Here is a 16933-nt window from a genome sequence, read left to right on the forward strand (position 1 = left end):
GCCTCTTTCAGGATTGTGTCAGGTGAGAACGACATATTCGGTCAGCTGGCTGATCGTCGTGTCGGCCTTGGCGACGTCGAACACCTTCGTGCCGTGGCTCATGATCACGAAACGGTCGCAGACCTGGTAGGCGTGGTAGATATTGTGCGTCACCAGCACGCTGGAGACGTTCTCCGACTTCAGCTTCAGCACCTGGTTCAGCAGCGCTTCCGTCTCGCGCACGGAGAGTGCGGAGGTCGGCTCGTCGAGCAGCAGCACGCGCTTCTTGAAGTAGACCGCGCGCGCAATGGCGACGGCCTGTTTCTGGCCGCCGGAAAGATTGCCGACGAGTGTATCCGGGCTGTCGATGCCGGAGATGTGCACGGCGTTCTGCAGCACGTCCATGGCGATGTCGCGCATCTCGTTTTGCCGGAGGAAGCCGAAGCGGTCCGTCCGTTCCCGCCCCATGAAGATGTTGCGGGTGATCGAGAGGCTATCGACGAGGGCCGTGTGCTGGTAGATCGTCTCGATGCCGGCATCGGCGGAATCCGAGCGGCAGGTGAAGGCGGTTTTCTTGCCATCGACGCTGAGGTAACCGTCGGTCGGCTTGTGGATGCCGGAGATCAGGTTGACCGTTGTCGACTTGCCGGCGCCATTGTCGCCGAGCAGGCCGACCACCTCCCCCTCGCCGATGTGGAAGCTGAGGTTTCTGAGCGCCGTGAGGGCACCGAAGCTTTTCGAGATATTGTGCAGTTCGAGAAGGTTCGCCATCACGCAAGACCCCGCCGCTCGATGAGATGGTTGAAGATGGCGGCCACCACGATCAGCGTCGCGATGAACATGTCGAGATAGAAGCCCGGGGCGCGGAGCAGCAGCAGCACATCCGTCATGGTGTGGATGAGCAGCACGCCGAGGAAGACGCCGACGATCGAGCCACGACCGCCGCGCAGCGACAAGCCGCCGATAACGCAGGCGGCAATCGCCTGGAGTTCGAGGCCGGCGCCCTGTCCCGGCTGTACGCTGCCGACGCGCGCCGTGGCCAGAATGCCCGCTACCGCCGCCATGCCGCCGGCAATGCCGAAGGCGATGAGCTTGACGCGGTTCGTATTGATGCCGATGGCCGTGGCCGCCCCTGGATTGCCGCCCGTGGCGAAGACATGGTTGCCGAAGCGGTGGCGGTGCAGCAGGAAATGGAAGCCGACGACGAAGAGCACGATCCAGATGAAGGCGGCGTTGATGCCGAGAAGTGTGCCGGAGAACAGGCTGGAAAAGGCGGGCTCCGGATCGAAGCGCACCTGCACCGCACCGTTATAGAGCAGCACGGCGCCGCGCCAGAACAGGAGGCCGCCGAGCGTGACGATGAAGGACGGCAGGCCGAAGCGCAGCGTGATGTATCCATTCGATAGCCCGATCAGCACGCCGGCCAGAATGCCGAGCGGTGCGGCAAGGAAGGCGCTCAACCCCGCTTCGACGAGCGTTGCGATCAGGACCGCCGTAAACGTGTAGACGGAGCCGATGGAAAGGTCGAACTCGCCGGCGATCATCAGCACACCGGCGCCGAGCGCCAGGCACCCGAGCACCGGGATCGCCTTCATCAGGATCGTCAGGTTCTGCGGCGAGAGATAGCGGAACTCGTTTGGATAGAGCAGCGCACCGGCGATGCAGACGACCTGCAACGCCATGAAGACGAGGAAGATGCCGCCCGCGGGCATGGCCATGATCTGCTTGAGGATGGATTGTCTCTGGGTCCGCGACCGGGGCGCGGCACTGTCTGCTAGGATAGGGGTCACGGTCTGGCACTCGATCGTTTGGGAACGGGGAAACCCGCCGGGCACGCCGGCAGGCTCCCTCTTGATGCTGTTAGCGGTAGCTGCCGATCAGCGGCTTGACCGAACTGATGCGCGACTTGTCGAGGAAGGCGCCCTGCCCCGTGTCGATGTCGGTCGGGGTCAGCCCGTACTTCTTGGCAAGCGCGATCTGGGCGATCGGGTGGTAGCCCTGGAGATACGGCTGCTGGTCCATGGTCGCAAACATCGCGCCGGTTTCCACCGCGTTGACGATCTCGACCGCAAGGTCGAAGCCGCCGAACGGGATGTCGATACCCGCATCCTTGATGGCCCCAGCGCCCACCGTCGAGGTCACCGAGCCCGTGCCGAACAGCGCCTTCACCGTCGGATTGGCGATCAGGAACTGCGCCATGATGTTCTGCGCTTCCGCCGGATCGAGGCCGGCGCGAACCGTCTCGACCTTGATGCCGGCTTCCGTCATCGCCTTCTCGATGCCGCCGCCACGCGCGACCGCGAAGCTCGCTTCCGGAATTTCGCGCGGGTTGAAGACGACGTCGCCGGATTTCAGGCCGAATTCCTTGATCATCCGGTTGCCGAGTTCGTAACCGGAGGCGAATTCGTCCATGCCGACATAGGCCTGGCGGCAATTGCCCTTGGCCCCGTCGAGGTCGTCATTGTTGAAGCCGATGACGACGATACCGGCCTTGACCGCCGCGCAGATGCTCTCGTCGAAGGCATCCGACGAGGAGATCGCGACGGCGATGCCGTCGACGCCGCTGGCGGTTGCGCTCTCGATCAGGTCGTTCTGGCGCACCGGATCGTTGTTGGCATATTGCACGTCGAGATCGACGCCGAACGCCGCGGCCGCGTCTTGCGCGCCCTTCACCACGGGGTTAAAGAACTGGACACTCGGATCGAGGTAGATGATCATCGTGGCCTTGACGTCCGCGGCAAGCGCCGTGGATGCCAGCATGGTGGTAACGCCCGCGGCCAAAACCGCAGCTTTCAACCTGGTCAATTTCATTTGCGTATCCTCCCTATGGATGTGCAATGCGGGTCCAAAAGACCCAAGTCTCGGCTGGCGGGCTCCGACCAAAGATCACGCCAGCCGAGATTTTCCTCCCGAGCCTTTCCGCCTTTCTACGAAAAGCGAAAACGCTCTATCTCTTTGTTTTTTCGCAATTCCGGACGCAAAACCGCTTCACACTTTTGCTGGAATTGCTCCTGCCGCCTGAGCGGCCGGTTACCCGAACCAGGGCGCCGGGCGCCCGAACGTGACGTGCACGCCCTTGAACTGGGAATATTCGTCGAAACCGTAGCGGCCGAGTTCGCGGCCGAGACCGCTTTTCTTGTAGCCGCCGATCGGCAGTTCCGGCGTGCCGTCGATGACGCTGTTGATCCAGCAGCGGCCGGCGCGAATGCGGCGGATGCTCTGCAAAGCGTTTTCGAGATTGGTCGACCAGACCGAGGCCGACAGACCGAAATCGCTGGCGTTCGCCATCGCCACGGCCTCGTCCGCCGTCCTGAAGGTCAGCGTCGATAGCACCGGCCCGAAGATTTCTTCGCGGGCGATCGACATGTCCGGGGTCACGCCGGCGAAAACCGTCGGCGCGTAATAGAGCCCGGCCTCCCTGCCGACCCGTTCGCCGCCGAGCAGCAGTTCCGCGCCCGACGCGATGCCAGCTTCCACATAGGAATGCACCTTGTCCGCATGCGCCTCAGAGATCATCGCGCCGATCCTGGTGCGCTCGTTCAAGGGATCGCCGAAGGTCACCTTGCGCGAAATGTCGAGCAGGCGCTCCATCAGCGCATCGCGGATGCCCTCCTGCACCAGCAGCCGGCTGCCGGAAATGCAGCACTGGCCGGCATTGTGGTAGACGCCATAGGCGATGCCATCGGCGGCCGCGTCGATATCCGCATCGGCGAAGACGATCTGCGGCCCCTTGCCGCCGAGCTCCAGCCCGACGCGCTTGACGCTGCGGGCCGCGATCTCGCCGAGCTTGGTACCGACGCGCACGGAGCCGGTGAAGGCGACCATGTCGACGCCGGGGTCTTCGGCCAGCACCTGGCCGGCCGGATCGCCATAGCCGGTGACGACGTTGAAGACGCCATCCGGAATGCCGGCCTCACGCGCCAGTTCCGCCATGCGGATCGAGGTGCCGGAGGTGAATTCGGAGGGCTTCAGCACCACCGTGCAGCCGGCGCCGATCGCCCACGGCACGCGCTCGGAGGCGATGATGAAGGGGAAATTCCACGGCGTGATGATGCCGACGACGCCGACCGCTTCGCGCAGCACGAGGCCGAGGCGGTCGTCACCGATATTGTTGTGGCTCTGGCCTTCGAGCGCCCGGGCCTGTCCCGCCGCATAGGACCAGAGATCGGCACAGAAGCCGATCTCGCCGCGCGCCTGGTTGATCGGCTTGCCGACCTCCAGGCTCTCGGCGAGCGCCAGCTCTTCCTGATGCACAAGGATAAGGTCCGCCACCTTGAACATCAGGCGCGAGCGCTCGGCGCCCGACATGCGCGGCCAGGGGCCGGTATCGAAGGCACTGCGCGCGGCGGCGACAGCGAGCCGCACATCATCCGCCGAAGCCTCCGGCCAGGTGCCGACTACGACGCCCGCATGGCCGGGGCTCACCCGGTCGATCGTCCGGCCCGAAGCGGCATCCACCGACTTGCCATCGACAAGCATCCGGTAGCGGGATTTAATGTTCAGCCGCGCGTCACTGGAATCGGGTGCAATGAAATTGGACAGCAATATCTTCCCACGGCCGGACACATGGTGCCGGCCCCTCCCTGTTCACCCGGTTTTCAGGCTACCGGATTTATGTTGCGTTTAAGATGTATGGTACTGTATGGTGGTTTAAATTGGATGTCAACGCATGACGGCGGCGAAAGAGATGAACCTTGAATCCCTGAAGATCGACACCGGCGAAACCGCGGCGGCGCAGGTCGAGCGCGACCTGCGGGAGCAGATCATCCGCCTCGAACTGGCCCCCGGCATGCGGCTTTCCGAGCAGGAGATCGCCACGCGCATGGGCGTGTCGCGCCAGCCGGTGCGCGAGGCGCTGATCGCGCTCGGCAAGTCGAAGCTGGTCGATATCCGTCCGAACCGGGGCACCGTGGTCGTCAGGATTTCAGCGCGGCAGATGATGGAAGCGCGCTTCGTGCGCGAGGCGATCGAGACTGCCGTGGCCCGGCGGGCCAGCGAGACCTTCGATGCCTGGACCCGGCGCAAGATCGATACGATCCTTTCCCGCCAGAAAGCCGCGATGGAAGCACACGACCACAATGCCTTCCGCCGCGAGGACGAGCAGTTTCACATCGCGATTGCCGAGGGCGCCGGCTGTGGCCTCGCCTGGAACGCCATTTCGGACATCAAGGCGCATATGGACCGGGTCTGCAACCTGCAACTCCGCCATCCCGATTCCATGACGCGGCTGATTTCCGAACACGAGGCGATCATCGCCGCCATCGACACCAAGGATGCCGAGGCCGCCGCGGCCGCCATGCGCAGCCACCTCAACGGCATCCTTTCCGACCTGCCGCAGATCGAGGCCGATCATCCCGGCCTGTTCGAATGACGCAAGCGGGCGTCTCGCAGGGCATCCTCACCTAGCGGCGCGCCGGCTCAACACGGTGAGCGCGTCGGGGGCTTGAGAACGCCGTCGCCGATCAACTCTTCCTGTGGACCGTGCTTGCGGCAACCGCCCGATCGCGGCCTTCCGCCTTGGCTTGCAGCAGCGCGGCATCGGCCCGTGTGACAAGGGTTTCGACCGCGCCGTCGCCCGGCGACGCCGCCACCCCGACGGAGATGGTGACCGTGCCGAGAATCCGGCCGGCATGGGAGAGCGCGACGCTGCTGATCTTGTCGCGCAGCGTATTTGCGAGTTCGATGCCTTCCTGTTCACCGGGGAAAGGCAGCAGCGCCGTAAACTCCTCGCCACCGAACCGGAACGCATAGCCATCGGGGACACAGACTTCACGAATCGTCTGCCCGACGAATTGCATGACCAGATCGCCGGCATCGTGGCCGAACTGATCGTTGAAGCGCTTAAAATGGTCGATATCGATCATCAGGCAGACGAGCGGTTCGCCGGCATGGTCCCTGGTGTGCCGCTGCAAGGTTTCCTCCAGGAAGCGGCGGTTGAAGAGGCCGGTCAGCGGATCGCGCACGGCAAGCGTCGTCAGCTTCTCCCGCAATTGCAGGTTCGCGATCGCCAGGCCGACATTCTCGGCGATCAGTTCGAGATAGAGCCTTGCACCCATCGGCCCGAGTGCGTCCTCGTCCCGCTCTTCCAGGGACAGAAGCCCGATCATGTCGCCCTGGGCCGTCAGGGGAACGCAGAGCGCCGTCACATCGGGAGGATCGAGGTGCTGGCAGGGCACGTCCGATCCATTGGCGCTGCTCTGGTGCGCGCGACCGCGTCGCAGGCTCCAGCAAGCGGTGGCGGGAAAGACCGCAGCCGAATGTTTCGGCTCGAGCCATGCCCCGGCGCGCACCAGCGACGTATTGCCTTCATTGAGAACATAGAGGCCGCCGGCGAGACCGGGAAAGATCTGCGGTGCAAACCGGACGATGACATCGGTCAGTTCCGCCTGGTTCTCGCACGCCTGTACGCGGTGCATCATCTGGAGAATGAGGTCCTTGGTACGCTGATCGGCCCTTCGCTCGGAATCGAGCCGCTCGCGCTCGATCAGGTTTGTCCGGAAGACGTCGATGGCCTCGTTCATCTCGCCGATTTCGTCACCCCGCCGGTCGACCGGCAGCTCGACGGTATAATCCTGCTTCGCGAGCCTACTGACGATCCCGGTCATGCGCATCAGCGGCATCGCCACCCGCCGCCTCAGAACGAAATAAAGCACGCCGACGAACAGCGCGCCCGTCACCGCAAGCATGATTTCGGCGGCAAGGCTCCACCAGTCGCTGCGCGCGCGGGCGGCTTCAAGCTCAGACGTTGCGCGCGTCGCCGTCAGATCGCGGAAATGGGCGACCGTCTGGAGAAGGGCTTTCTGAACCCGTTCATGCTCCGCGCCGAAGAGAACATCCTGCGCCGCGACCTTGTCGCCACGCTGAAATGCCTCGACCGCGGCCACCTCGATCTTGTCCAGTTCCTCCGCGTCCCTCACGACATCCGCCAGCGCCGCCACCTCGGCCGGCGTCAATTTTTCGGCCGCGAGCTTGCCTGCGGCCGCTTCGCGGCGCCGCTCCGTCTGCTCTTCCGCGTGAAACGCCTGCAAGTGGCGCTCCTCGCCGCGCATCACGTAGAGCCTCGCTTCGTCGCTGCGGACCTCGGCGCCGAGTGCGAGTTCTTCGGCGAGCGTGTCGAGCGTCAGGTGCTGCTCGACCGCGACACGTTCCTGAAGGGCGCTGCGCGACGACATGATGAAGGACGCCCCGGACAGCGCCGTCAAAACGACGGTGATGCCGTAGGCCCAGTTGGTGATCGTGGTGATTCTCATCCGCGCACAGTGCCAGCGGCTGCTTGCAAGATGATTAAGGAAACACTGCTGATTGTGCCGGGGACAAGCCCAGCCGTCAGGCAGAATCCCCCTGATAACGGTCGAGTCCGATATCCATCCGGGTGGCGCGACGATGAATTTCCGCCATGACCGGTTCGAAAACTCTGTTGCGGCGCTCGAGTTCGGCATGTTCGGCGAGATAGGCCGGCACGAGTTCGGCAATCTCGTCGAAGACGGCCCGCTCGTCCACCGTGGTCAGACGCCCCTCCTGCATCACGATCCGGCCGGCGACCATCACCGTCTCGATCGATGAGCCGTTTTCCGAATAGACCAGATGTTTGGCGACACCATTGAGCGGCATGAACGGATAGGTGCGCAGATCGAGGATCAGAAGATCGGCCGCCTTGCCGATTTCGATCGAGCCGGTCACCTGCTCCAGCATCGCGGTCTTCGCGCCGCCGATCGTCGCCATGGTGAGGATCTCGTCCGCCGTCACCCATTTTTCATAGTCCGGCCCGGCAACGCCGTGCACGAGGCCGGCAACCCGGATGACGTCGAAGATCCGCGACGTGTCGTTCGAAGAGACGCCGTCCGTGCCGAGCCCGATCGTCACGCCGGCATCGAGCAGCCGGCGGATCGGTGCGATGCCGGCGCCGAGCTTGAGGTTCGACACGGCATTGTGGGCGACGGAGACGCCCGCCTCCCCCATCAGCCGCATGTCCTCGTCGCTGACCCAGACCGAATGGGCGATCGTCGTGTTGCGCTTCAGGAGGCCGAGATCGTGCATGTAGGCGATCAGGGACTTGCCGTGCAGCATGTGCCCGGTCACGGCCTGGGTCTTGGTTTCGAGAATATGCGTGTGGAACGGCACGTGTTTTTCGATCGCGAGATCCATGCAGGCGGCCATGAGATCCGGCGTGCAGCGCTGCGGCGCCGAGGGCGCGATCATGAAATTCAGACGGCCCGATTTGCCATGCAGGCTGGAGAAGGCCGATCTGCAATAGTCCATATAGGCGCCCGCCGTCATCGGCGGGCCGAAATCGAGAAGGGCCTGCAACGCGGCCGGCATGACCTCGCGCGCGAAGGGCAGCGCGTCGAGCGTATGGACGTTCATCACGGCGCTCGAAACATTGGCACGGATGCCCGCATCGTCATAGGCACGAAAGACCGTCGCGAGGCGGTCGAGATCATGGCGCGGCGGATCGAAGAAATCGTCGCAGAAGGTGGTGACGCCGTTGCGCAGCGATTCCATCGCCAGAAGCAGGCTGCGCAGGTAGAGCAGGCGCTCGCCGATCGGGTCGTTCATCAGCAGCGGATAAGCATAGAGCAGCCAGATTTCGAGCGGCATGCGCTCGTAGCGGCCCCGAAGGAAGGTCTCGCTGGAATGGGTATGGGCGTTGACGAGCCCGGGCATAACCAGCTTGCCGCGCCCGTCGATGATGCGCGCCTCCGGCCCGGCGGCGAGCGCCTCGCCGACGGCCTTGATGATCCCGTCTTCGATGAGGATATCGCCGGCAAAGGGCGTTGCGCCATGGACGCCGTCCATCGCCACGATGGTGGCGTTGCGGATCAGGATTTCACTCATGGCAGGTTCCCCAGGGACCGGATGAGAAGGTCGTAATAGAGGGCGGGATCGCCGTCCCTGACATAGAAGACGTTCTTCGGCCGGTCGGTGATCTGCCACCAGTCGGCAACCGTCATGCCGGCGGTCAGCGTCCCGTGGAGTTCGACGGAGACGTTGATCTGCCGGCCCGAAAACATGTCCGGCGCCAGCATGAAGGCGGGCACGCAGGGCCCATGCAGCGGCGCGCCCTCCCAACCGTATTTCCTGAGGTCGAAGGCCTCGGAAAATTCCAGCATTTCGGCGGTCGCCACGCCGCAGCGGTTCTTGAGCGCCCGCATGGCATTCAGCCGCTCCGGCGTCGAGCGCATCCGGTGGGTCACGTCGAGCGGCAGGAGCGTGGTCCTGATGCCGGCCTTCAGCACGATGTCGGCGGCTTCGGGGTCGACATAGCAGTTGAATTCCGCCGTCGGCGTGATGTTGCCGACCTCGAAATAGGCCCCGAGCATCGCGACGACCTCGTGGATTTTGCCGGCGATGTCGGGCGCCTTGCGCAACGCCATGGCAAGGTTGGTCACCGGCGACAGCGAGCAGATGGTCACCTCGCCGGGATGGGCGCGGACGGTGTCGATGATGAAATCGACGCCATGTTTGTCTTGCTGCCGGATCGACGGCGCCGGCAGGTCCGGCCCGTCGAGGCCCGTCGGGCCATGCACGTGCTCGGCCATCACCAGCGGGCGGAGGATCGGATGGGGGCAACCGGCGAAAACGGGTATGTCCGGCCGCCCGGCCAGTTCCATCAGCTTGAGGCAATTAGCGATCGTGTGGTCGAGGCTGATGTTGCCGGCCGTGGCGACCAGCCCCAGCACGTCGAACGCCTGTGGCCGGCCGAGGATCATCAGGATGGCGGCGGCCTGGTCCTGGCCGGGATCGGTGAGGATGACGAGCTTGCGCGTCATGCCGCCACCTTGCCCGGAGCGCCGCCGTCGAGCCAGGCGTAAAGCTCCCAGGTCTCGCCGTCAGGTCCGTAGAAATACAGGCAGCGCGCATTCCACGGATAATCGGCCGGCGGATTGACGAAGGCGACGCCATCCTTCCGGAGATCGGCATAGAGCGCGTCGATGTCGGCGCAACTGTCCAGCCTCACGGCCACAAGCACGGCGGATGCGGAACCCTGCGGCACGCGCACATTGGCGTGGGTCTCGATATGCGCGCGCTCCCACAGCGCGAGCGTCAGGCCGGCGCCGGTGAAATCGGCAAAGCCTGGCGCGCGGTGCTTGAGTTCGAAGCCCAGCTTCTCCGTATAGAAACGGATCGACGCTTCGAGGTCGGTGACCAGGATGCAGACGTCCTGAATGGGATGGCGTTGCGCGAATTTCATCGTGCCTCCTATTGGTCCTTGAGTTCGGCAAAGGAGCTCGCGGCCTTCGCGCCGCCGCGCAGCTTGCCGGAGAGCCAGACGCCGAAGACGGTGGCGAGATAGGGCAGCGCCTGCAGCAGGTCGTGCGGGATCCTGTCGCCGAACATCAGCTGGGCCCGGATGCCGATCGCCCCCACCACGGCGAAGAACAGTGCGGCGAAGGTGGCGCCCACCGGATGGGCCGCGCCGAAGATGACGGCGGCAAACGCCATGAAACCGCGGCCCGATGTCATGCCCTGGGCGAAGAACTGGAGGCTGCCGGCGGCGAGTTCCGCGCCGCCGATGGCGCACAGCGCCCCGCCGATCGCCAGCGCCACGAGCCGCATGCGGGAGGGATTGGCGCCGACGCTGCGGGCGGCGAAGGGATGCTCGCCGCAGGCGGCAAGCCGGAGCCCGAAGCGCGTGCGCCTGAGCAGCACCCACATGCCGAAGACGACGAACGGCATGGCGGCCACCGAGATCGACAGCACGCCATAGGCGCCGAAGGCCGGTCCGAGCTTCGGAAGGCCGAAGGGCGCGGTCACGCTTCCCTGGCTGCCGAAGATCGACTGCACGGCAAGCGCCGTGCCGCCGATGCCGAGGCCGGTCAACCCAAGGCCGGCGATGATGGGATTGGCCTTCAGCCTGTCGATGACGAACCAGAGGAGGATCGAGGCGAGTACACAGGCGAGAATGGCGATGAGGAGGGCCGCGACGATGGAATTGGTGACCATGATGCCGAGGATCGTGGCGCAGGCGCCGATGATCATCAGGCCCTCCAGGCCGAGGTTCCAGACCCCCGCTCGCTGCGCGATGACGCCGGCGAGCGTGACGTAGATCAGCGGCGTTCCGGAACGCAGGATGGCGATGATGATGTCGTTCATGACGGCCTCCCCCCGAGACGCAGCACCCTGTCGATGAGTTTCGACCGTGCGGTGATGAACAGCGCGATCGCCGCGTTGATGATGTCGATCGCGGCGGCCGGCAGCCCGGCCATGATCGGCAGGTAGAGCGCTGCCGAGGCAAGGCCGCCGAAGAACACGGCCGCCACCGCGGTTCCGACCACCGAGAGATTGGCAACAAGCGCGATCAGGATGGCGGTGAAGCCGTGCGCCGGCAGGAAGCCGGAGGCGATGCGGCCGTTCGGGCCCATGAATTCGATGGTGCCGGCGAGGCCCGCAAGCGCCCCCGAAATGAGGAAGCTCGACAGGCCGAGCTTCCAGAGCCGCGCGCCCTGCCACTCGACCATCGTGCCGTTGCGGCCGGCAAGGCTCGCCAGCACGCCGAAGGCCGTGCGGTTGACAAGCAGCCACATCAGGATGCCGACGGCCACCGCGATCGCAATGATCGTCGGGGACAGGCCGAGCGAATCCGAGATGCGGTAGGCGGCATCGAGCGGGCGGCTGGAGGCCTGCTGGCCGGAGCCCGAGGGGTCCTTGAGCGGCCCGGAGGTGACATAGACCAGCAGCAGGCCGGCCATGAAATTGCCCATCAGCGTGGTGATCACCTCGTCGGTGCCGGAGCGCAGCCGGAGAAGCCCCGGCCACAGCGCCCAGAGCGCGCCGCCGAGCATGCCGGATATCAGCAGGGCCGGAATGACGAGGAATGCAGGCCCGCCCTTGAACGCCTCGGCGGCAAAGGCGGCGCAGATCGCGCCGACATAGAACTGGCCCTGGGCGCCGATGTTGAAGAAGCCCGCCCGGAAGGAAATGCCGACGCCGACGGCGGTGATGAACAGCGGCAGCGCCCACCGGAGGCTCTGCTCGATCGCGCCGCTGCGCAGGAAGGCGCCATCGGCCACCGCCCAGAGCATGGTCGGCGCATTGTAGCCGGCGAGCTGGAACACCAGCGCGCAGAGGATGAGCGCCAAGGCGACGAAGACCAGGCTGCGGATGACCGTGAGAAGACTGTCTTTCATGCGCTTGCCCTCGCTCCCGCACCCGTCATTGCGGCACCCACCGAGCCGATATCGAAGGGCGCGCGGAATTCGCCGTTCACCCGCCCCGACAGCATCACCACGACGCGATCGGAAATGTCGAAGAGTTCGTCGAGGTCCGACGAGATGAGCAGCACGGCAGCGCCGCGATCACGCGCCTGCCGGAGCGCCTGCCACACGAAGGCGGTGGCACCGATATCGAGGCCGCGCGTCGGCTGGGCGGCGATGATCAGCTTCGCATCGCCGTCGACCTCGCGTGCGAGAATGACCTTCTGCGCGTTGCCGCCCGAGAGAGACCCCGCCTTCTGCCCGGAATTGTGATAGTGCACGCTCCATTCCCGGAGTGACTGGTCGCAGGCTTCGCGCACTGCGGAGGGCCTGATCATCCTGAGCAGGCTGCCCTGCAGCAGCTCCCGCGCGCTCCAGTTCTGCCAGAGCGAGCTGGTAAGGCTAAGCCCCTCGACATTCCGCTCGAAGGGAATGATCCGGAGACCGATCGCCCGGCGGGCGGCGAGCGGCTTGCCGGTCACGTCCTGGCCCGAGAGCGTGATCGATCCGCCGGCAAGATCCGCAAGCGCGGAAATCGCCCGCACAAGCGTCTTCTGCCCGTTGCCTTCCACGCCGGCGATGCCGACGATCTCGCCCGGACGAATGTCGAGGTGGATGTTATCGAGCGTGATGCCCTCGCTGTCGGGCCGCGTCGAGACGGCCTTCATGGAGAGCACGGTGGGGCCGTTCGCATGCCCCGATTTCCGGGTGTCTTCGCCCGTCTGTGGCTCCGTTCCCACCAACGCGTCGCGATCGTGCTGATCGAGTGTCTTGGCAACGGCATCGCCCACGATCAGGTTGGCGAGCCTCTCGGCCGACACTTCGGTGATGGGAAGCGGCCCCTCGACCTTCCGCCCGCCGCGCAGCACCGTCACCATATCGGCAATGCCGAGAACTTCGCGAATCTTGTGCAGGATGAGAATGACGGTGACGCCGCGCTCCTTGAGCCGCCGGACGCGGTTAAACAGCATGTCGATGCCGGACGGCGAGAGCGCCGCGGTAGGCTCATCGAGGATCAGCACCCGCGCATCGGTGACGAGCGCCCGTGCGATCTCGATACCCTGCTGGGTTTCGATCGGCAGGTCGCGGATCCGCTTGTTGAGATCGACCTGGACATCGAGCCCGGCAAGATGCGCCCGCCACTTTTCCGCAAGGCCCTTGCGGCTGTAGATGCCTCCCTTGCCGGGAGCACCGAATTCCATGGCCTCGGCGACGGTGAAGGAGGGCGGCAGGGCGAAACTCTGATGGACGAGTTCCACACCCGCAGCCCGGCTTTCACTCACCTGGCCGGTCCGGATTTCCTGACCCATCACGTCGACAGCACCCGAGGTCGGCTGAACGAGCCCCGCGGCGACGCGCGCGAAGGTCGTCTTGCCCGCACCGTTCTGGCCCAGCACTGCGTGGATCTGCCCGGCAGCGAACGAAACTGCGACGTCAGACAGCGCTGTCACGTCTCCGAATTTCACAGTGACGTTGCGACACTCCAGGGCAGGCTTCGAAAGATTCGACATGATGCGGTTCCTATCGAGAGCAAAGGTTCGCGGACATCAACAGGGCTGCAGACGATCCGCGAACCTCCGGCGACGCTCCCCGAGAAAAGGGAGGCCGATGCCAGTAATCCGTCAAGGCTCCACGCCGACCCTTGCGGGCCGGCGCCGGAGGCTTAGAGCGTGGTGTTGAACGGAACCTTGATGGAACCGTCCAGAATGCCGGCGCGCGCCTTGTCGACTTCGACCAGTGCTTCCTTCGCCTTGGCGTTCAGCTCCGCCGAACCCTGTTCAGCGAAGATCGGCGAGGGGATGAAGTCGATGACGCCGGTGCCGAGGCCTGTATGCTCGTGTGTGCCGCCCTTCCATTCGGTGCCGACCGCCTTGGTGGCCTCGTTGTAGAGCGAGACGCCGAAGTCGAGGCTGACGATGGAGATGAGCGACTTCGGGCCGAGCGCATATTGCCCTGGTGCCAGGCAGCTCACCATGCGGCCCTCCTTTTCATTGGCGGCAGCAATGATGCCGCCATCGGTGGCTGCCGCGTCCGTCTGGATGTAGTCGATGCCGTCATTGTACATCTGGGTGGCGATTTCCTGGCCCTTTGCGGGGTCCTGGAACGAGCCTGCAAAGGCGGCGATGACGCTGGCGTCCGGGTTGATCGAGTGCACGCCGGCCTTGAACGCATTGAAATCCGCGTTGAGCGGCGGGATCGAAACGCCGCCGATGAAGCCGGTCTTGCCGGTCGCCGTCATCTTGGCCGCAAAGACGCCCGAGAGGTAGCAGCCGAGGTAATAGTCGTAGGAAACGGTCACGACATTGGGGATCGCCGGCTCGAAGGCATCGCCGAATAGCTGGATCCACTTGGTGTCGGGATAGGACGGTGCCAGCGCCTTGAAAGGCTCGGCCACTTCGTTGAAGGTCGAGATGATGACCGCCGCGCCCGCGTCGGCGAGCGTGCGATAGATCGTCTCGTACGTCGCAGGGTCCTGCGCGTAGATCGCGCGATACTCGAAGCCCTTTTCTTCCGAAAGCTGCTTGAGCTTGGAGATCATCTGGTCCACGGGGCCGTTGTCACCGGCAGCCTGTGTGTGGACCAGCGCAACCAGTCCGCCGGCAGCCATGGCAAATTCCGGCACGATGCTTGCGGCAAAGCCGAGTGCGGCAGCACCCACAGTTGCCTGCAGGAATGTGCGGCGGTGCATCATGTATTGTGAAAGCTTGTCAGTCATGGTCGTTCCCTCTTTTGTTGGTTGTCGTCTCTCAGTGCGTATTCGAACACGCGCGGGCAACGCCGCGCGTGGCCCCATCACCTCAAAGCGGAGGCGAATAGGATGCCGGGTTCATGATCATCACCTCCTGCTTCTGGATCGCATCGAGCGCCCAGACTTCCGAGATGAATTTCTGCCAGTCCGGGTCGGCATACATGGCCGACCGGCGCGCCTCACGGTCCGCAAGGTTGTCGTAGGCCCACATCAGGACGGTGGTGTGCAGTGTGCCGAGCTCCGAGACATAAAGGCCGACGAATTTATTGAGGTGGCGCTTCTGCACCGGGAGACCATCGGCCTCGTATTTCTTCATCCACTTGTCGACCGTGCCGGGTTTGAAGGTATAGGTGCGGTGTTCCAGGATCATCGGATCACTCCCTTAGGCGTTCAGAATCAGGTCGGCGCATTTTTCGCCGATCATGATCGCGGGTGCGTTGGTGTTGCCGCTCGAGATGATCGGCATGATCGAGGCATCGGCGACGCGCAGCCCCTCGATGCCATGGACCTTCAGCTGGGCGTCAACAACGGCCATCGGATCGTTGCCCATCTTGGCCGTGCCGACCGGGTGGAACGTCGTCATGGCGGTGGCGCGCAGCCAGCGGGTCAACCCGGCATCGTCAAGCGCTTCCGGCCCGGGCGCCAGTTCCTTGCCGCGATAGCGTTCGAAAGCCTTCTGGCCAACGATGTCGCGGGTCAGCCGGATACCATCGATCATCGTGCGAATGTCGAAATCGGCCTGAAGATAGTTCGCCTGGATCTTCGGCTTGTCCGTCGGGTTTGACGACCGCAGCGTGATCTCGCCGCGGCTTGCCGGATTGACAGGCCCGACGCGGATCGTGAACCCGTGATTGGCCTCCACCGCCTGCTTCTTCCGGAACGGGTTGGGAAAGTGCAGGTTGGCGGTTTTTTCCAGCGCCGGCATGAAATGAAGCTGGATGTCAGGAGCAACGAGGCTGTCGTTCGAGCGCACGAATGCCCCCGCCTCGTAGGGGAAGGTCGTCGTGATGCCTTCGCCGAACAGCATGCCCTGGGCGACGGCCGGAATGAGCTTGTCGGCGCGCAGGTCATCGAACAGCGTGATCGGCTCTCGGCATTCCCAGCTCATGACGCAATCGACATGATCCTGGAGGTTCTTGCCGACGCCCGGAAGATCGAGCATCGGCTTGATGCCGAGCGCCCGCAACTCGTCCGCCGGCCCGATACCGGACAAAAGCAGCGCCTTCGGCGAATTGACCACGCCCGCCGAGAGGATGACCTCGCGTCCCGCACGGGCAACACCCGGCCTGCCATCCTTCAGATACTCGACGCCGCAGGTGCGACCGCCGTCGATGATGAGACGCGTCGTTTCCGCGCCGGTCAGCACGGTGAGGTTCTCGCGGTCGAGCGCCGGGCGCAGGAATGCCCAGGACGTGGACCAGCGCTTTCCCTTGCGGATGGTGAAATCGTAGCGGCCGAAGCCTTCCTGGCTGGCGCCGTTGAAGTCGTCGTTCAGCGGATAGCCGGCCTCAAGGCCCGCCTCGCAGAACACGTCCATCAGCGGATTGTTGCCGCGCGCCCGGCAGACGGTGAGTTCGCCGTCTGCACTGTGGAACTCGCCGTTGCGCTGGACATGCGTCTCCGAGCGGCGGAACGCCGGCAGGACCTCGTCATAGGACCAGCCGGACAGGCCGAGCTGCGACCAGCGGTCATAGTCGTGACGGTTGCCGCGCACATAGATCATGCCGTTGATCGTGGAGGTGCCACCCAGCACCTTGCCGCGCGGCCAGTAGAGCGAGCGGCCGTTGAGATAGGGCTCGGGCTCGGTGTGGTAGTGCCAGTTGTAGATGCCCGAATGGAAGAGCTTGCCCATCAGCATCGGCAGCCGGAACAGCGGATTGCGGTCCTTGCCGCCGGCCTCGACCAGCAGCACGCGGTTTGCGGGATTTTTCGACAGGCGGTTTGCGAGGACGCAGCCCGCAGAGCCGGCGCCGACGATGATGAAATCATATTCCGGGGTAGACGCCATGGT

General features: G+C 64.6%; 15 protein-coding genes. 1 reads left to right on the forward strand and 14 read right to left on the reverse strand.

Annotation, left to right across the window (positions count from 1 at the left end):
* Positions 1-18 precede the first annotated feature (18 nt).
* The 4 genes from VGN93_RS25105 to VGN93_RS25120 form a co-directional block, all read right to left on the reverse strand.
* Entirely contained in the window at positions 19-750 is a 732-nt protein-coding gene (locus VGN93_RS25105) for an ATP-binding cassette domain-containing protein (RefSeq protein ID WP_327509704.1), read from the reverse strand.
* On the reverse strand, positions 750-1769 hold the full coding sequence (locus tag VGN93_RS25110) for an ABC transporter permease (RefSeq protein WP_327509706.1): 1020 nt from the start codon (positions 1767-1769) through the stop codon (positions 750-752). The genes VGN93_RS25105 and VGN93_RS25110 overlap by 1 nt, the downstream gene beginning before the upstream one ends.
* A gap of 70 nt (positions 1770-1839) precedes the next feature.
* Positions 1840-2790, reverse strand: a complete 951-nt coding sequence (locus VGN93_RS25115; protein WP_319312749.1) for a substrate-binding domain-containing protein — start codon at positions 2788-2790, stop codon at positions 1840-1842.
* 219 nt (positions 2791-3009) lie between these two features.
* Positions 3010-4524: an aldehyde dehydrogenase family protein gene (locus VGN93_RS25120; protein WP_327509707.1), complete on the reverse strand. Its 1515-nt coding sequence runs from the start codon at positions 4522-4524 to the stop codon at positions 3010-3012.
* A 124-nt stretch (positions 4525-4648) separates the two neighbouring features.
* On the opposite strand from VGN93_RS25120, the gene VGN93_RS25125 reads away from it, so the two are divergent.
* The gene (locus tag VGN93_RS25125; RefSeq protein WP_327509708.1) at positions 4649-5350 is read left to right on the forward strand and encodes a GntR family transcriptional regulator; all 702 of its coding nucleotides are present in this window, start codon (positions 4649-4651) and stop codon (positions 5348-5350) included.
* A 91-nt stretch (positions 5351-5441) separates the two neighbouring features.
* Here VGN93_RS25125 and VGN93_RS25130 read toward each other — a convergent pair whose 3' ends face one another.
* The 10 genes from VGN93_RS25130 to VGN93_RS25175 all read right to left on the reverse strand — a co-directional run bounded on the left by VGN93_RS25130 (position 5442) and on the right by VGN93_RS25175 (position 16930).
* Entirely contained in the window at positions 5442-7229 is a 1788-nt protein-coding gene (locus VGN93_RS25130; RefSeq protein ID WP_327509709.1) for a diguanylate cyclase, read from the reverse strand.
* 76 nt (positions 7230-7305) lie between these two features.
* Positions 7306-8814, reverse strand: a complete 1509-nt coding sequence (locus VGN93_RS25135; RefSeq protein ID WP_327509710.1) for an amidohydrolase — start codon at positions 8812-8814, stop codon at positions 7306-7308.
* Entirely contained in the window at positions 8811-9749 is a 939-nt protein-coding gene (locus VGN93_RS25140; RefSeq protein WP_327509711.1) for a nucleoside hydrolase, read from the reverse strand. Before VGN93_RS25140 ends, VGN93_RS25135 begins: the two co-directional genes overlap by 4 nt.
* Entirely contained in the window at positions 9746-10171 is a 426-nt protein-coding gene (locus VGN93_RS25145) for a VOC family protein (protein ID WP_327509712.1), read from the reverse strand. The genes VGN93_RS25140 and VGN93_RS25145 overlap by 4 nt, the downstream gene beginning before the upstream one ends.
* A gap of 8 nt (positions 10172-10179) precedes the next feature.
* The gene (locus VGN93_RS25150; RefSeq protein WP_327509713.1) at positions 10180-11073 is read right to left on the reverse strand and encodes an ABC transporter permease; all 894 of its coding nucleotides are present in this window, start codon (positions 11071-11073) and stop codon (positions 10180-10182) included.
* Complete coding sequence (locus VGN93_RS25155; RefSeq protein ID WP_327509714.1) at positions 11070-12107, reverse strand: ABC transporter permease; 1038 nt, start codon at positions 12105-12107, stop codon at positions 11070-11072. The genes VGN93_RS25150 and VGN93_RS25155 overlap by 4 nt, the downstream gene beginning before the upstream one ends.
* Positions 12104-13684, reverse strand: coding sequence for an ABC transporter ATP-binding protein (locus VGN93_RS25160; protein ID WP_327509715.1), 1581 nt, complete (start codon positions 13682-13684; stop codon positions 12104-12106). Before VGN93_RS25160 ends, VGN93_RS25155 begins: the two co-directional genes overlap by 4 nt.
* Before the next feature lie 152 nt (positions 13685-13836).
* The gene (locus tag VGN93_RS25165; RefSeq protein WP_327510028.1) at positions 13837-14862 is read right to left on the reverse strand and encodes a BMP family ABC transporter substrate-binding protein; all 1026 of its coding nucleotides are present in this window, start codon (positions 14860-14862) and stop codon (positions 13837-13839) included.
* A 109-nt stretch (positions 14863-14971) separates the two neighbouring features.
* On the reverse strand, positions 14972-15292 hold the full coding sequence (locus VGN93_RS25170) for an NIPSNAP family protein (RefSeq protein ID WP_327509716.1): 321 nt from the start codon (positions 15290-15292) through the stop codon (positions 14972-14974).
* A 12-nt stretch (positions 15293-15304) separates the two neighbouring features.
* Positions 15305-16930: a choline dehydrogenase gene (locus VGN93_RS25175; RefSeq protein ID WP_327509717.1), complete on the reverse strand. Its 1626-nt coding sequence runs from the start codon at positions 16928-16930 to the stop codon at positions 15305-15307.
* Positions 16931-16933: the final 3 nt, after the last annotated feature.

Source organism: Shinella sp. (assembly GCF_035998705.1).
In the GTDB taxonomy this organism is placed as follows: domain Bacteria; phylum Pseudomonadota; class Alphaproteobacteria; order Rhizobiales; family Rhizobiaceae; genus Shinella.